We start from the raw sequence: 654 nt of genomic DNA on the forward strand, positions 1-654 counted from the left end.
ACCGACCTACTCATTTCTGCGGCAAATGCGCAGATTTACAACAAGAACGTCGATCGAGCAATTGAACTGTTCGAACAAGCCTTGGCTGTGGCGCCGGACGATGTAGATTTACACGCTTATCTTGCGGTGTGGCAGCGCTTTAAAGGCAATCAAGCCGAATCAGATCAACACATGACAACGCTGGCCAAACTGAATGCTGGTAAAGCAGCAGACATCAAACGCATCTTCGACACAGTAGATCGCATTTTGGCAACGCCGCTGAAAGAGAAAGCCGATAAAGGCAAACTGGACGACAAAGGCGCGATTGTTACCTTGGGTTATGCGCTCAATCCCGATGGTTCGATGCATCAAATCTTAGTCGAACGTCTACAAACCACGTTAGCAATGGCGAAAGCGAACCCAGATGCGATAATTATTTTGACGGGCGGCGTACCAAAGAACCACAAAACCGAAGGTAAATTGATGGCGGACTGGTTGATTGAAAAAGGAGTCAGCAAAGACCGCATCATCGAAGAAAACTACGCCACCAGCACGGTAGGCAATGCCCTGTTCAGCAGCTACGCCTTGGCGCGCCACAACATCAAACACGCGACCATTATCAGCTCGGCAAGTCACGTGCGTCGTGGTCAAACCTTGTTTGAAATCGCTAGCTGG

1 protein-coding gene is annotated in these 654 nt (G+C 49.5%); it reads left to right on the forward strand.

From position 1 onward, the window contains the following. A partial coding sequence (locus R8O11_RS28450) for a YdcF family protein (protein WP_318195023.1) occupies positions 1-654 on the forward strand: 654 nt, incomplete at both ends.

The sequence above is a fragment of the Vibrio sp. 1288 genome, assembly GCF_033344475.1.